This window comes from Wolbachia endosymbiont (group B) of Cyclophora punctaria (assembly GCF_964028235.1).
GTDB lineage: Bacteria > Pseudomonadota > Alphaproteobacteria > Rickettsiales > Anaplasmataceae > Wolbachia.
The window spans coordinates 1,427,049-1,443,832 of record NZ_OZ034749.1; the positions used below are offsets into that span (position 1 = coordinate 1,427,049).

At 35.4% G+C, this 16,784-nt stretch carries 12 protein-coding genes; all 12 read right to left on the bottom strand.

What is annotated here, in order from left to right:
* Window positions 1-7: 7 nt before the first annotated feature.
* Complete coding sequence (gene uvrC / locus ABWU33_RS06825; RefSeq protein ID WP_211907768.1) at window positions 8-1,825, bottom strand: excinuclease ABC subunit UvrC; 1,818 nt, start codon at window positions 1,823-1,825, stop codon at window positions 8-10.
* Window positions 1,809-3,917 carry a glycine--tRNA ligase subunit beta gene (gene glyS / locus ABWU33_RS06830; protein ID WP_250120280.1) on the bottom strand — a complete coding sequence of 703 codons (2,109 nt, stop codon included), beginning with the start codon at window positions 3,915-3,917 and terminating at the stop codon, window positions 1,809-1,811. The genes uvrC and glyS overlap by 17 nt, the downstream gene beginning before the upstream one ends.
* A gap of 3 nt (window positions 3,918-3,920) precedes the next feature.
* Window positions 3,921-4,760, bottom strand: a complete 840-nt coding sequence (locus tag ABWU33_RS06835; protein WP_211907766.1) for a glycine--tRNA ligase subunit alpha — start codon at window positions 4,758-4,760, stop codon at window positions 3,921-3,923.
* Between the two features lie 44 nt (window positions 4,761-4,804).
* Entirely contained in the window at window positions 4,805-5,563 is a 759-nt protein-coding gene (locus tag ABWU33_RS06840; protein WP_211907765.1) for a phosphatidylglycerophosphatase, read from the bottom strand.
* A gap of 664 nt (window positions 5,564-6,227) precedes the next feature.
* Window positions 6,228-7,226, bottom strand: coding sequence for a porphobilinogen synthase (gene hemB, locus ABWU33_RS06845; RefSeq protein ID WP_353280673.1), 999 nt, complete (start codon window positions 7,224-7,226; stop codon window positions 6,228-6,230).
* Window positions 7,219-8,244 carry an NADH-quinone oxidoreductase subunit NuoH gene (nuoH, locus tag ABWU33_RS06850; RefSeq protein ID WP_211907759.1) on the bottom strand — a complete coding sequence of 342 codons (1,026 nt, stop codon included), beginning with the start codon at window positions 8,242-8,244 and terminating at the stop codon, window positions 7,219-7,221. The genes hemB and nuoH overlap by 8 nt, the downstream gene beginning before the upstream one ends.
* Window positions 8,228-8,587 carry a hypothetical protein gene (locus ABWU33_RS06855; RefSeq protein WP_250120279.1) on the bottom strand — a complete coding sequence of 120 codons (360 nt, stop codon included), beginning with the start codon at window positions 8,585-8,587 and terminating at the stop codon, window positions 8,228-8,230. Before ABWU33_RS06855 ends, nuoH begins: the two co-directional genes overlap by 17 nt.
* Before the next feature lie 73 nt (window positions 8,588-8,660).
* Complete coding sequence (gene nuoG / locus ABWU33_RS06860; protein ID WP_353280674.1) at window positions 8,661-10,709, bottom strand: NADH-quinone oxidoreductase subunit NuoG; 2,049 nt, start codon at window positions 10,707-10,709, stop codon at window positions 8,661-8,663.
* Between the two features lie 5 nt (window positions 10,710-10,714).
* Window positions 10,715-10,927 carry a hypothetical protein gene (locus ABWU33_RS06865; protein WP_211907752.1) on the bottom strand — a complete coding sequence of 71 codons (213 nt, stop codon included), beginning with the start codon at window positions 10,925-10,927 and terminating at the stop codon, window positions 10,715-10,717.
* 257 nt (window positions 10,928-11,184) lie between these two features.
* A complete protein-coding gene (locus ABWU33_RS06870; protein WP_246433126.1) occupies window positions 11,185-12,642 on the bottom strand; it encodes a leucyl aminopeptidase in 1,458 nt (485 codons plus the stop codon).
* A gap of 135 nt (window positions 12,643-12,777) precedes the next feature.
* The gene (locus ABWU33_RS06875; RefSeq protein ID WP_264337819.1) at window positions 12,778-13,419 is read right to left on the bottom strand and encodes a protocatechuate 3,4-dioxygenase; all 642 of its coding nucleotides are present in this window, start codon (window positions 13,417-13,419) and stop codon (window positions 12,778-12,780) included.
* 166 nt (window positions 13,420-13,585) lie between these two features.
* On the bottom strand, window positions 13,586-16,726 hold the full coding sequence (gene putA, locus ABWU33_RS06880; protein ID WP_353280675.1) for a bifunctional proline dehydrogenase/L-glutamate gamma-semialdehyde dehydrogenase PutA: 3,141 nt from the start codon (window positions 16,724-16,726) through the stop codon (window positions 13,586-13,588).
* Between the last annotated feature and the right edge of the window lie 58 nt (window positions 16,727-16,784).

Genomic DNA, 16,784 nt, shown 5'->3' on the forward strand with positions numbered 1-16,784 from the left:
AGAGTACCTATTTAGGAGTACCTTTCTTAGAATTCACGTTTTGAAGAATGATTTCTGCTAAACCTTTACTAATTCCAGGTACGTTTTGAATTTCAGCTAGAGAAGCTTTGCTTATATTTTCTACCGAACCAAAATGAGACATGAGTGCCTTTTTTCTTTTACTGCCAACACCGGATATTTTACTTAATTGTGAAGCAAAAAACTGTTTATCGCGTTTTTTTCTATGCGAAGTTATCGCAAAACGGTGAGCTTCATTACGCAGCAATTGTAAATAAAGCATGACCTTGCTGTCACTTGCTAGAGTAAATTCTTCTCTGTCCGGCACATAAAATCTTTCATTTCCTGCATTACGATCATGACCTTTCGCCATACAAGCAAAAGGAACTTTTATATTCAATATTTCCAATACATTCTGCACTATGGAAACATGTCCTGGACCGCCATCAATCAGTAAAAAATCAGGGATTATATCTTTTATATTGCCAGAGAAACGTCTAGTCAGCACTTCTCTCATCATTTTATAGTCATCACCTGAACTTTCTTCTTTTATAGTAAATTTTTTGTATTCACTTTTTAAAAAACCTTCCTGCCCTGCAACAATCATCACACCAACTTGTTGATTTCCAGATATATGGCTATTATCATAAACCTCGATACGCTTTGGAATATTTGGTAACAAGAAAATCTTCCTAAGCTCTTCGAGCTTTTCTAGGTTATTTCTATAATCAGTAAGCTTCTGCTCTAGGCTATGCTTAGAATTATTGTAAATAAAATTCAACAAATCACGCTCTTTACTATTTTTCGCATACAAAACTTTTATTGATTTTTGAGTAAGAGCATAAAGTGCTTGTTCTATAATTTCCTTATCCTTAATAAAATCGGGAACGTAAATTTGCGCTGGTGGTGTATTAACTGGATTATACAAATTGACCAAAAAGGTGGATAAAATTTCATCATTTGGATGATCACTACAATTCTCAATGAAGTAAGGAATGCTTCCATAGTTACCTTTATCTCTGAAAGATAGTACACCAATGCATGCTAAGTCTGCCTCACGTACAATGCTGAAGAAATCTGCATCTTCTTCAAAAGAAAAATCCATTGGCTGCATTTGAATTTGCTGAAGAAATTTCAATCGATCTCTATAGACAGCAGCAAGCTCGTAGTTCATCTCCCTACTGCACTTTTCCATTGTAGAAAATAGCTGTCTTTGCACTTCTTTATTCCTTCCTAGCAGAGTATCTTGTGCTTGTTTTACTGATTTGCAGTAATCATCTTTTGTAATTTTATCTACGCATGGTGCTGAACAGCGCTTAACTTGATACTCAAGACATGGTCTTTTTGTTGAAGAGAAATATTGATCTGAACATACTCTTAAGAGAAAAGCTTTTTGCAATGATAATATAGTGTTCTTAACAGCAGCGGCAGATGGAAAAGGGCCGTAGTAATGAAACTCATTCTTCTTAAACTTACCTCTATATTTCGCTATTCTTGGATAATCATGCTTAGAAATTGTTATATAAGGATAAGATTTTCCATCCCTAAGCAAAATATTATAAGATGGTTTTAACGATTTTATTAACTGTGCTTCAAGAAGCAATGCTTCGATTTCATTCTCAGTGATGAATATTTCAACCTTAATAACCTGTGAGATCATTACTCTGATTCGTTCAGAAAGGTTTTCGAATTGAAGGTAGTCGGATAATCTCGACTTCAAGTTTTTTGCTTTACCAATGTATAAAACCTTATTCTTATCTCCAACCATCTTATAAACGCCACAGGATTGTGGAGATGATTTGATTTGTTCCTTATATTGCCTGAGCATTTATCAATTGTTTAACCTGTATAAGGTTAAACTCTGCTACTAAATGAAAGGTAGAAACAACATTTGCAAGCAAAGACAACCTGTTTATTCTAAGCTCATTAGAATCACAGTTAATCTTTACACTGTCCATAAATTGATTGATAAATGGAGCAAAACGAGCAAGTTCATCAAGCGCTGTATTAAAGTCGTTATTTTCTATCGCTTGTTTGATGTTTTTACAAGCAGCTATAGCACAATTTGATAGCGCAATCTCCTCATCTTCAATCAAAAACTTCTTACTGTAAGATGCATTATAAGTAGTGCCATCACTTTTTCTCACTTTGCTCATCATGTTACTGGCTCTTTTATAAGTGCTTAGAACCTGTTCACCTTCTTTTGTACTAAGATAACGATCCAATATCACAGTTTGCTTTTCCGCTTTCAGCAGATCATTAATATCGACTTTATATAGTATTGAATCTACAACATCTTGCCTTATATTTCTATTTTTTAAAATAATCTTGAACCTTTCTAAGCAGAATTTAAATACTAGTTCTGAAATTTGTTTTTCACTTGGCTTATCAACTGGAGTTATATTTTTATTCAATAGAAGCCTTGAACATAAAGATACTGACTTATCTATCAGCAATCTAATTGGAATATGCAAATTATTTTCAAGTATTGTTCTAATTATACCAATTGTCATTCTCCGCAAACCAAACTGATCATACGAACCAGAGATTTTCTCACCTGCTGCAATTAAGCCAACCAAACTATCCATTTTGTCTGCAATAGCTACAGCAATCGCAGTAGGAGATTTAGGGCATTCTTGGTCCGATCCAATTGGCTTATAGTGCTCAGTTATAGCTTCCACTACTTCTTTATCCTCTTGAAAATAAGAAGCGTAGTATCCACTCATTACTCCTTGCAATCCCGGAAATTCTTTCACTATCAACGTTGCAAGATCTGCCTTTGCTAAATATGCAGCACGTTCAACTTTAATTAATGAAGCATGTGGAATAAATATCGCTATATAATTTGAAAGAGCGATAATACGCTTCACTTTTTCTTCTACGCTACCGAGCGAAGCATGAAATGAAATAGAGCTCAATTTTTTGACATAGTAATCTAGGTTTTCCTTCTTGTCTTGAGATATCAAAAACTGGGCATCAGCAAGACGTGCTTCTAATATTCTTTCATGGCCTTTAACAACTTCATTGTTGTTAACATTTACAACAGTAACAAAATGTGATATTTTCTGTCCATCACTTAAAGCAAGATACTTTTGCTGCGTATTAATTATACTAAGTATTACTTCCTTCGGTAATTCTGATGATTTTACTTTACCAAATAATACTATTGGCCACTCTATAAGCCCTGCCAATTCATTAAGTAAATAATCATTTTTTTCAAGTTGTAAGTTCTCCTCTTTTGTAAACTTATTAATCTGATCTAGTATAAATTGCTTTCTTTTGTCCAACTGGAGAATGACATTATTTTTTTCTAACAATTCAAAATAGTCTTTGGGTGTTTTAACAGTAAGTACTGCATCACCTGAAAGAAACCTATGACCATACGTCACGTTGCATGCTGTAACCCCTGCAAAAGATATAGGTATTATTTCGTCATTTAAAATACATAGAATATTTTTAATTGGCCTAACCCATCTCTCTTTTCTTTCACTCCATCTCATACTCTTTGGCCAAGAAAAGTTTTTTAGCATTTCCTCCAGTTGATTTTTGAGAAACCCGTTGATGTTAAATAAGCAGCTTTCTCTCTTAATGAAGTAAAAATCTTCATCGTTTACTTTGCGAATGAGTAAATCTTCTTCACCTTTCCGATTTTTTCTCAAAAAACCTTCGATAGCACTTTTCGGTGCATTAACTCTTGGTCCTTTAATCTCATTGTTAGAATCTTTTAGCTCCAAAGCACTTATGCCATCAATAAAAAGAGCAATGCGACGTGCAGTCACATAAACTTCTATAGATGCAAATTTCACATTATTTTTACTAAAAGCATTAGTGATATAGCTCTTAACCTGAGCTGCAGATGAATTCTGCATTCTTGATGGAATTTCTTCTGAAAGACATTCAAACAATAATTGTGACAACATATTCTACTTTGCTCTATATAATTCACAGCATTTTTTTGTTAACTCTCTCACTCTACCAATATAGGCTGTACGTTCATTCACACCAAGCACACCTCTTGCATCAAGTAGATTAAGTAGATGGCTCGTTTTAATACATTGGTCATAAGCTGCTATCGGCAATTCTTTTTCAACAAGGAATTTACACAGTTTTTCTGTATCCTCAAACTGCTGTTGTACTACTTTAGTATCATAATAATCAAGTGCCAGGTAAGAAAACTCTCGCTCTCTTTGTTTAAAAATATCTCCATAAGTTGCACCGCTACCGTTCCACATTATGTCGTAAACATTATCTACACCCTGTATGCACATTGCTAAACGCTCTAACCCATATGCTACTTCACCAGGAATTATTCTGCAGTCAATACCTCCCACTTGCTGTATATAAGTAAGTTGTGTTACTTCCATTCCGTTGCATGTAACCTCCCAACCAAGACCGGATGCACCAACACTTGGGTTTTCCCAATCATCTTCAATAAACTTAATATCATATTCTTTTGTCGATACACCAAGAGCTTTTAAGCTATTTAAGTAAATATCTTGCAAATTGCTGCCAGATGGTTTTATTATAACTTGGTATTGATGATGCTGATATAAACGATTAGGGTTGTCGCCATAGCGTCCATCTGCAGGTCTGATTACTGGTTGTAGATACGCAATTTTTGTTGATTTTTCGTCAATCGCTGACATGATTGTTGCGGGATGTAGTGTTCCAGCTCCAACTTCAGACGTATATGGATGAAGTATAGTACACCCTTCATCTACCCAAAAATCTTGTAATCCCTTTATTATATCTTGTAGATTCACGCAAACTGTATATCTTTTAAACTGAATACATAAGCAAATAAGTACTATTCTATACTTATTTTTTTAATAGTGCCATGAAAATAGTCACTCAAGGCTATTGAACTTTCTTTTACATACTCAAATATGCTTTTGTTTAAAACAATCGCATCATGCATAGTCAGATCGCAGAATATAAATGCAGTCAAGTACAATAAAATCACTGCATAAAACACATGAAAAATCCCTTCAAATGTGATTGATATTGCATTGTTATAACTAAGCTGTATCGTACTTATCGGCCATGGTTTTATTACTTCTACAATATTAAAAAATAAATAAGGTATTATAAAGAAAAAGAACAAATGCATAAGATCATTAAACCAAAATGGACATTGAAGTATTGCTTTACATATACTTAGATAGAATTTACTTACAGTATAATAAATTGACATTATTGCCGGCATCGAAAGCGCAACAGTCAGCACCTGTCCTGATGCTATTTGTATTACTATATTCTCATCACTGCTGGCTGAAGGATCTTGAATGTGAAAAATGGATATTGCAACTAATTGCAGCACTAACATAACTATTGCTAGCTTGGTAAAAATGGCAGCTACAACTATGCCTGTATTCGGCATTTTATATAGTATAAAATCACCTCCGTATGTAAGCATTAATATAATGTCGGTAATAAATAATATTAGAAAAGAAGACCAATAATGCTGCCAACCCGGTAAATACCCTACTCCTAAAAAAGAGCTTACTATTTTGGCAGGAAAAACCTTGCCTAGCACCTTACCCAAAAATTGAAAAAAAATCCCCATGTCCTAACTAACACTTGACTTATATTTTTCACAATACTGAATTGTAATGGACTTATCAATACACTTCTTGCATAGAAAAAAGGCAAATAGTTAAAAACGATCTAAGTTTAGCAATAACCGTTGCCCCTTCTATCGTCATCCCAGTGCCCAGGGATTGGCTCTTTTTTTCTAGATTCCAGTACTGGAATGAGATCTTCAATATTCTTACATCTGATCTCAAACTATGGAATAACACCGTTATACGTACTGGAATATGGGCATCATTCAAGCAGCTGATCTCTATGATGGCATCATCCCAGTACTGGGATCCAGAACAGGTAATAAGAACTGGTCACGCGCTGGCCTGAAGCTTTAACTATAAATATTAAAAAATTTACCAGGCGAAAAAAAAGGCAAAAAAATCCCTATGTAGTGAGTTTTAATAATGTAAATTGATAATGTGCTAACAAGCGCGATTTGGCTGAATGTAGAAAAAATTTAAAAGACATGCAGCCGCTACAATTTGTGTGTAATTTGCCAATAAATATTTGAGTTTTTTTACTGAATTTTGTGATTGAGCCTGCAGGTCAAAAACAAGGATAAATACTCTTATTGATATGATAAGGAAAGTGGGAAGGTTTGTCAAGTCACTTCGGCCAGCTACCTACTTAGATGTTCCACACTGCTAAGTAGATACCAAATTTTTTGCAACATCAAGTGCAGCATAGGTAAATATTGCACTTGCACCTGCACGTTTAAAACCAATTAAGGACTCATAAATCACTCTGTTATAATCCAGCCAGCCATTATTTGCTGCAGCTTTTATCATTGCGTATTCACCGCTTACTTGGTAAGCAAAAATCGGAAAATTAAACTTTTCACTTGCTGTTTTTATTACATCTAAGTATGGCATACCCGGCTTTATCATAATAAAATCTGCACCTTCATCTATATCCATTTCGATTTCGCAGATTGCTTCACGTGCATTTCTATAATCCATTTGATAACCACTTTTGTCAATGAAATTTGATGATGCGCACGAACCGACAACTTGCCTGAACGGCGCATAGAAGCTAGAACAGTACTTTACTGCATAGGACAATATTGACACATTCTGAAAGTTATTATCATCCAATGTTTTTCTTATTTTTCCTATCCTGCCATCCATCATATCAGAAGGAGCAACTATATCGCATCCTGCTTTTGCTAAAACAAGTGCTTGCTTACATAATGCTGACACAGTCTCGTCATTTTCTACATCTATCCTACTGCTTTTTAAAATGCCATCATGACCGTGAGTAGTGTATGGGTCTAGTGCAATGTCTGCAATAATGCCAATATCCGGTACATTTGATTTTACAGCACAAATTGCTTTACAGATTAAATTGTCAGGATTGTACGCTTCCTCGGCGTTTTCAGATTTTAGTTTACTATCAACTACAGGAAAAATTGCAACAGCATTAATCCCCGAGTCCTTAGCTTTCTGAATTATAGAAATTAATCCATCTATTGAATAACATTTGATATCAGATAAGCCAGAAATTGGCTCAATTGTTTCTTCTCCGTCATGAACAAATAAGGGAAAAATCAAATCATTTACTGATAAAGTGCTTTCACTTGTTAAATTGCGAATCCAATTGCCTGAGCGCCTACGCCTTAACCTTGTATTTGGGAAATTAAACATTGGATCCAGGCAAATTCCCAGTAAAAAGCAACACTCCTGAAATGAGTATTACCCAAAGTACCGATATTGGCAAAAATACTTTCCAACCAAGACGCATTAATTGATCATAACGATAACGAGGTATTGTAGCTCTAATCCAAACAAATATAAACAAAAGTACAACTATCTTCAAAACAAACCAGATTAAACTAGGAATTTTATACAGCAAACTAAGCTCTAATGGAGGATACCACCCTCCTAGAAAGAATATTGTCATCATAGCGCTTGCTAAAATCATATTTGCATATTCTCCCAAGAAAAAGAGAGCAAAAGGCATTGATGAATACTCGACGTTATACCCAGAGACGAGCTCTGCTTCAGCTTCTGGTAAGTCAAATGGGTGACGATTAGTTTCGGCAAGCAAAGAAATAAAAAATATTATTCCTATAGGCATTAGTAATAAATCAATCCAAAATGGCATATTATGTTTCGCTACCACCATCTCTCCAAGATTTAATGTGCCAGTTGTAATAACAACTGTAGCAACTATTAGACCTATTGAAACTTCATATGAAATCATTTGAGCAGCTGACCTTATAGAGCCAAGAAATGCATAATTAGAATTACTAGACCAGCCTGCAATAATAATGCCATATATTCCCAAAGAGGATATAGCTAGCACATAAAGCACTCCAACATTAATATTTGCTATTACCTTAGGGATTATTACCTGCTGTCCATTTTCTGTAATTATTTCAGCTCCAAATGGTATAACTGCCCAGGAAATTAATGCTAAAATAAAGGTGAGCATTGGAGCCATAATAAACAGTATGGTGTTTGCTCTAAATGGTATTATCGGCTCTTTAATTATCAATTTGATAGCATCTGCAAATGGCTGTAGTAGCCCAAATGGCCCTACTACACTTGGACCATGCCTTAGTTGAATTGCACCAATAACTTTACGCTCAAAGTACACTAAATATGCTACTGAAAGCAAAAGTGGAATAAGAAGAAAAAGAATATCAAATATCAAGTACATGCAACCCTAAATCAAAAAAATAGTTCATAATTGTGGCAATAAAAAATACAGCAAATGCTCTAGACACAAAAGACAATGTCCCTATTGAAATCAATAGGACAACACTTTTCTGTACAGCATTTAGCTTAATAGAATAGTAAAATGATATGCATATGAATGACACTAGTGACATCATAATTAAGAGCATTGTGAGAGGCAAATAATTCCCTCTTCCCTCGCTAACTATAATAAATGTTATTGCCATCCATACATATCCTTCCGTAAATAATGCAATAATATCATTGATAAAATCAACTAGCTTATAAACGAACTGTTTTTCTAATGTATTTTGTTCTTTACACAAAAATATAGAGTTTAATTTTCGTTGAAAATATACCAGAGTTATTAGTAATAATGGTGTTAGAATAAATAAAATATTAAGTAGAGTGTTCATAAAAATCCTTAGTACAATCTGCCATTATTTTTGAAGCGCGACTTATTGAGTCTGTCATATAAAAATTACACTTTTTTAGAGTGAAAGAGATATTACTTAATTTTATTTCATCACAGGTAATTGGTACCCATTTGTTTTTCACCACTTGGTCAGCATCTCTAAACTGTGGACCAATAGTGTATAATTTCTTCCTCACATCAAATAAATGATCGTATAGTAAGGAAAGGCCCAAATATTGGGATAAATTTTTTATAATCAACCAATCTTCCTTTGCTTCACCAGGAGGAAAAACAGCTAAATTTGTTCTCTGTACTCGCCCTTCAGTATTTACATAAGTTGCATATTTCTCTGTGTAAGCAGCTCCAGGTAGAATAACATCTGCTATGTGTGCTCCACTATCACCATGATGGCCTTGATAAATTACAAATGTACTTTCTAACTTTGATATATCAATTTCATCTGCGCCAAGAAGATAAACTACTTCTATCTCACCACTTTCTGCCTGTTTTAGCATCTGATTAATGTCTTTTCCACCTTCGCTAGGAACAAATCCAATATCGAGTCCACCAACCCTTGCTGCAGCCTTATGCAGTACGTTAAAGCCATTCCAGTCATCTCTGATCATGTTAAATTTTTCTGCAATTTTGCCAGCTAGAGCTAAAACTGATTCAGAATCATCTCTTATTAATGCATCTTGACCGATAATTAGCATAGGGTTCTGAGCCGCACTCAGTAACTCGCAGAATTTGTGATTTCCCTCTTCTATTTCTTTTAGAACGTTTGGACCATCACCTAATCTTTCAACATTATATAGATATTCAAGATTAGGACCAATATTTGCAATAGTGAAATTACCTTGTAAATATCTCTTTCTCAATCTTGCGTTAATTATTGGTGCTTCTATTCTTGGATTTGTATTTATAAGCAGACATAAATCTGCATTTTCTATACCCTCAATAGTGGTGTTGAATACATATGACCCACGATTATTTGGTATAAGCTTTGCTCCATCTTGCCTACAATCTATATTCCCCGAGCCGAGCTTCTGCATCACTTCTTTGAGTAGAAGCATAGACTCACAATCTGCTAAATCACCTGCAATTGCAGCTATTTTATTTGATTTTGTATTCTTTAATTTCTTTGCAGCAACAGTTAGTGCTTCATTCCAATCAACTGGGGCTAATTTACCATCTTTTTTTACATAAGGTTGATCAAGACGCTGAACTTTTAGTCCATCATAGGCAAAACGCGTTTTATCTGATATCCATTCTTCATTTACCTCTTCGCTCAGCCTTGGTAATATTCGCATAACTTCCAGGCCACGATAATCAACTCTAATGCTACTTCCCACAGCATCTAGCACATCTATAGTCTCACAATGTGATAGCTCCCATGGACGCGCTGTAAAGGAGTAAGGCTTTGAAGTTAAAGCCCCTACCGGGCAGAGATCTATGATATTTCCAGATAATTCAGAACTAATATGCCTTTTTATGTAAGTGCTAATCTCTACATTTTCTCCCCTTCCGATTCCTCCAAGTTCATTTGTACCTGCAACATCAGACAAAAATCTAACACACCGAGTGCAATGAATGCATCGATTCATCGCAGTCTCAATCAGTGGTCCGAAGTGTTTTTTTGGCACAGCCCTCTTATGCCCATCAAGTCTGCTGGTTCCTTTCCCATAAGCCATCGTGATATCTTGCAAATCGCATTCACCACCTTGATCGCAAATTGGGCAATCAAGCGGGTGGTTAATTAGCAAAAACTCAAGCACACCTTCACGTGCTTTTTTAACCTTAGGGGTATCAGTGTGAATAACCATCCCTTCTGCAACTGGCATTGCACAAGAGGCTACTGGTTTTGGAGGTCCACCCTCCACTTCAACCAAACACATTCTGCAGTTACCAGCAATTGCTAAACGCTCATGATAACAGAAACGTGGAATTTCAACGCCCACAACTTCACAAGCTTGAATTATAGTGAGCCCATGCTCTACTTCACATTCCTTAGAATTAATAGTAACTTTAACCACAACTATTATACAGCTTCCCACTTTATAGGATTGCAGCTTACCTCATCTTCAACCAGATTGCCGTTGTCATATTGAGCAGACATATAATTCATGCGCGAGTCACGATCTATATATCTAACAGGTTTTACCGGTTTATCTTTATACATTTTTTGCTCAGCTTTCTTACGCTGAGTAGGGTTATTTTTACTAGCTGTTTTCGCTTTCCCGCCTGCTGCCATATAAACTCCTAAAAACTTCTTATTTTATTTTAACACTTAAGTATACACCGTCAATGCTAAATAGCTTTAAAGTTTTAATAGTCCATTATTACAATCATCATTTGAACAAAATACTTTCTCTTGATGCTGCTCAAGTGTGTAACTTTAGAATCCCCAAAAAAGAAAATGTAAGTTACTTTGATGATATCATTTTCTACGTCTTATAAATAGACATTCATGTAGCCGTAAATTAAGCTATAAACTCAATACAAAGATCCTTAATTATCAATCTCATAATACTTCTCAACCAACTTATTTAGCAACCTTACACCGAAACCTACTGCCCCTCTTGGAGAAATATCAGTGCCTTTTTCGTGCCAAGCAGTGCCTGCAATGTCTAAATGTGCCCAACAAGTGTCGTTTACAAAACGCTGTAGAAACTGTGCAGCCATTATACTATCTCCACCAGAACCTGCAGGAGCTATATTTTGCACATCAGCAATCGGCGAATCAATAATTTTGTTATAAGTTTCATTCATAGGAAAGCGCCATAATTTTTCATTTACTTCATTTCCTGCATCAATCAGATGATTCGCTAATTCATCGTTATTTGAAAAAAGACCAGCATATTCATTATTTCCCAGTGCAACCACTATAGCACCAGTTAAAGTTGCAAGGTCGATCATAAATTTCGGTGCAAATCTATCTTGTGTATACCATAAAGCATCCGCAAGTATTAGTCTTCCCTCTGCATCGGTATTTAATATTTCTATTGTTTGTCCAGACATTGAAGTGACTACATCGCTCGGTCTTTGAGCATTACCATCCACTGCATTTTCTGCAAGTGCAACCACACCAATTGCATTTACTTTTGCTTTTCGCCCAGCTAGAGTACGCATCACTCCAACTACAGTAGCAGAACCTGCCATGTCATATTTCATTGACTCCATACCGCGTGAGGGTTTAAGTGACACTCCACCAGTGTCAAACGTTATACCCTTGCCTATAAAAGCTATTGGTTTTTGTTCTTGAGAAGCCCCATTCCATTTTATCACCACTAACTTTGGCTCTTTACTACTTCCTTGTGCTACTCCAAGCAGGGCTCCCATTTTTTTCTCTTCCATTTGCTTTTTATCAAGCACTTCAACCTCAAGACCAAGTTTAGTAAGTTCAGCTTTTATACGATTAGCGTAAGACTCTGGATATAAAATATTAGGTGGCTCAGTAGTAAAAGCACGTGCAAGAAAGATGCCTTCACCTTCGTGTTTTAAACGCTCAAATGATTTTTCAATGCTACTTAACTGTTCATCTTTTACTAATAATGTAATTTCCTCTACTTCTGTAATTTTTTCATCCTTTTTAGTTTTATACTTATTAAACTTGAAACTGCGCAGAAATGCTCCATATGCAACATTTGCTGTACTGCCCTCGATTGAAATAGCTGCTCGCTTGATTCTTAATCTGCTTAGCTCACAATATATTTTACCACCAATATTTAATCCTTTGCTTTCATCCCATTCATCTCTCATTCCAAGACCAGCAACTATAATATTTTTTCCCTCTGATGAAGTAACGGAGAAAAATTCACCAAAACCTCCATTAAAACCACTAAATTTCTTGATGTTATCTATAGCTTGCTTATCTTGTAGAACATTAGTTATGAGCTTATCACCCTCAAACAAACCTACCACTAGCGTCTCAAAATCGGGTAAAGCTTTAGAAATTGTTATCTTCATCGTTGACATCTCCGTTGCAAATAATTGTAAGCTGCACATAAAACATAGTAAAAACATTAGTAAGATATTTTTCATATACATTTTAAGTACAATAGCGCTTAAGACTACTATGAACTCCCCTGATATGCAAGGGCTTTATCTTTTATCAGAAAATTTGTTATGCCCACCTAGGGTTATATTAAATGTGTAGGTCTTCATGGCCTGATTGTTATAAGTAAATGGTGCTATCAGAAGGCTTGCAAGTCCACTCTCAATAAGATTACCAAAAAGAAGATCATCACAGTTATCGCAATTATGATCAGCAAAAAACATTTGTGTTGTGAATTCTGGAAAATCTGGATGTTGGACCAAAAAGTTGATGTGTGGAGCCCTATCACCAATTTTACCTGGTACTATTGTAATAAAATTATAATAGCCAAGGTTATTTACTACAAATCTTCCTGATCCAGCAAAATTTGGATCAAGCTCCACATTTTCATCATAATAGCTCATACCAAGTGAGTCTGCGTGCCATATAGAAACCACAGCATTTTGTATCGGTAAGCAATTTACATCAGTAACTCTACCCACTACATTTATTAATTCTCCTGCTGCATTATTTGGAGAGCCAGGTTTTCTTCTTAAATTATTTGAAGAGTTAAAGCTTTTTGGCCTTGTTTCAAGATCATAAATCCCTGGAGTTTCAATACAATTAAGCAAAATAGGATCAGCTGCAAATAATGACAAATCGAATATAAATTGTACTAAAAACGCTAATAAGATATTTTTTAAATTCATTTTGTTTATAGTGCTTTTATCAGAATTATAGCAACCTTTTTCTTTTATTAAAGACAAGACTTCCTTTGAAGCCTCCTTAGAATCACAACTATCCTTTCAGTGTATGAGTTTTAGGTTTTAGTACTGCATACACAACTGCACGGACTTCCAATTTAGAAATTGCAAATCAATCCAAACACGCAAGTGTAATGTTACCTCCACATGCTGTAGTGTTGACACTTACAACCTTTTCTATAGAAAAACGTTGCAGATAATTAGGACCACCAGCTTTTGGTCCGGTACCTGACAGTCCTCTACCGCCAAATGGTTGTGTTCCAACTGCTGCACCTATTTGATTGCGATTGATGTATACATTTCCAACTGATATTTTCTTGCTTATTAAATCGATCTGACTTTGTACACGGCTTTGCAAAGAAAACGTAAGTCCATATCCTGTATTGTTTATATCACTTATAACTTCATTTAACTGCAACTTATTAAAACGTATGATATGTAAAATAGGCCCAAACACTTCTTGCTTTAATTGCGAAATTTTTTGTATCTCATAAATATACGGAGGAAAAAAATAACCATTATAAGAATTTGTATCCATGGGTACCTTGGACAAAAGGTTTGAATCTTCATCCCTTGATATTTTTTCCGTATGTTTAGTGAGCACATCAATAGATGCTTTGTCAATTATTGGACCAATATCTGTGCTCAGTTGTATTGGGTCACCTATCTTTAGTTCTTGAGCTGCATTGCATATCATTTTTATCTGTTTTTCTGCTATATCTTCTTGAATAAATAGCACTCTGAGAGCAGAACAACGTTGACCGCCACTGCAAAATGCAGAAATTAAAACATCCTTAGTTACCTGCTCTAAAAGAGCAGAACTATCAACAATCATAGCATTTAATCCACCAGTCTCAGCGATAAGTGGCACAATAGGACCATCTCTACTAGCAAGCATTCGATTAATTATTTGAGCAGTTTGTGTTGAACCAGTAAAAGCTACACCGGAAATTCTATTATCTGGTACTAATGTTTTACCTAAATACCAACCATCCCCTGGAATAAGGTGTAGCACATTTTTTGGTATTCCAGCTTCGTGTAGTATCTTAACGGCTTCATAGGCAATAATCGGCGTTTGCTCTGCCGGTTTTGCCAGCACTGCATTACCTGCCGCAAGTGCAGCTGAAACCTGTCCAATGAAGATAGCGAGTGGAAAATTCCACGGTGATATGCATAAGAAAACTCCTCTGCCTTCAAAAAAGATGAAGTTATCTTCACCTGTTGGACCTGGCAATTTTTTCCAGTCATTCAGTTCATTTTTTGCTATCATTGCATAATAGCGCAAAAAGTCGATTGCCTCTCTTACTTCTGCTATTGCATCGGATAAAATTTTTCCTGCTTCTACAATCAGAATATAAATTAACTCTTTCATCCTTTCCTCAAGCAAATCTGCAGCTTTTTCAAGGCATTTAGCGCGCTCTTCTGCTGAAACATTCTGCCACTTAGTAAAAGCACTATGTGCTATTTCAAGAGCATTTAAAGCCTGAGCACTTGTTGCACTTGACACTTCTCCAATTACATTTTCCAAATGTGCAGGATTCACTACTTCGGTAAATTTCGCACTGTCAAGAAACGACTCTCCATCAATTATTGGGCCAACTTGCCATTTCTTTTCACTAAATTCCCTTACATCATTTGCAAATTGTGAAACTGCAATTGAATCGCTAATATCCATTCCCAAGGAGTTTTTTCTTTCCTCTCCAAAAATATCTCGTGGCAACGGAATGCTTGGATGAGGCTCATACTCTAAGATTTTTACTTTTTCTAATGGATCTGAGACTAATTCTTCAATTTTAACGTCAGAATCATTTACTTGATTGACAAACGAGCTATTAGCTCCATTTTCAAGAAGGCACCTAATAAGGTATGGCAATAAATCACTATGTTTACCAACTGGTGCATATATACGACAATTGATGCTTGTTGCAAGTTCTGAAATTGCATAATCATACAAACTTTTACCCATTCCATGTAAGCGCTGAAACTCAAAACCAGGATGATTTTTATCGGCAAGCTCTATTATAGTAGCAAAAGTATAAGCATTATGAGTTCCAAAACATGGATAAAAGTGATTCTCTTTGCTTAAAAGTTTCTGCGCACAGGCAAGATAGCATACATCTGTGTAGCTTTTTCTAGTAAACACCGGATAACCAATTAACCCTAATTCTTGTGTGCGCTTGATTTCTGAGTCCCAATATGCTCCTTTTACAAGCCTCACCATAATTTTATGCTTTGATCGAATGGCAACATCTTCAACAAAATCAAGAACAGATAAAGCACGTTTTTGATACGCTTGCACAGCCAAGCCAAGCCCCTCCCACTTAGAAAGTGAATCATCAAGACGCAATTGCTCAAATAAAACTAATGACATCTCAAGTCTTTCTGATTCTTCTGCATCTATACAAAGTGAAATGTTATATTTCTTCGCTTCATGACACAGTTCCAGCAACTTAGCTCTCAGCTCTTCAGCTATATTACCAAATTGGCTAAATTCATAACGTGAGTGCAGTGAAGACAATTTGATTGAAACCCCTTGAGATTTAAAGCAATCATTTATGTCAGCAGATTCACCTATGGCTTTTATTGCATGCATATATAAATTAAAATACTCTTCCGCATCCTCAACTGTGCAAGCAGATTCACCAAGCATATCAAAAGAGCATAAATACTTACTGTAGTCATCTGACTTCACACTTTCCAATGCTTTTTCTATAGTTTCTCCAACAATAAAATGCTTGCCAAGAATGGATATTGCTTGTTTCACCGCTTTGCGGATTATTGGCTCTCCTAAATTTTTCAATAACCTGGAAATTATGTGATAGAATTTTGAATCCTCTTCATTATTTCTCAATATACTGCTTCCTATAATTAAACTCCATGTAGAAGCATTAACAAACAATGAAGAGGAACGCCCCAGGTGTTTATTCCATTCTTGGTTGGCAATTTTATCTTTGATCAATTCATCTATTGTGTAATCGTCTGGTATTCTAAGTAATGATTCAGCAAGACACATTAGCGCTACTCCTTCGTCGTTAGAAAGTGAGTACTGTTGTATAAAAGAATCTATAATGCCTAATTTACTACCTCTAATCTTTTCGACAATTTGTTTTGCAATATTGTAAATTATGTTTTTTGAATCAGCCGAAAGTTCTGATTTTTCTACAAGATAGCGTACGTGACTTTTTTCATCAGCACGATAAAATGCCTGCAATCGTTTTCGTAATGCGTTAGGTTCTTGTATAGAACTGATCATAATTATCTACAAAACACCCTTTACCATATATAAGATAAGATTATATCATAACTTTACA